This is a genomic window from Acinetobacter guerrae, assembly GCF_009372255.1.
In the GTDB taxonomy this organism is placed as follows: Bacteria; Pseudomonadota; Gammaproteobacteria; order Pseudomonadales; family Moraxellaceae; genus Acinetobacter; species Acinetobacter guerrae.
The window spans coordinates 1-252 of the sequence record NZ_LXGN01000031.1; the positions used below are offsets into that span (position 1 = coordinate 1).

The following is a 252-nucleotide window of genomic DNA, read 5'->3' on the forward strand; positions in this document are numbered from 1 at the left end:
CACAAACTTGGGAGTCTAAGGGATTTCCATCAAGGTGTGTCACGGCTTTCATCGGATTGAGTGCATTACAAAAAAACAATGCCTGAATATTTGGAATTTCATCCATATCGATAAAACCATGCGCCACAGGTACATCAAACTTTTCCATTCTGGATAAAATTTCTGCCCGCATCACACCGTGCACGCCATTATAACGAAGTTCATGTGTAATCCACGTATCATTTAACTAAATAAAGCAATTACTGCTTACAC

The 252-nt window shown here is 39.3% G+C and carries 1 pseudogene; it reads right to left on the reverse strand.

The annotated features are described in order from the left end of the window. Positions 1-252: pseudogene (locus A7A69_RS09520) on the reverse strand (aminotransferase class IV); the annotation flags it as partial.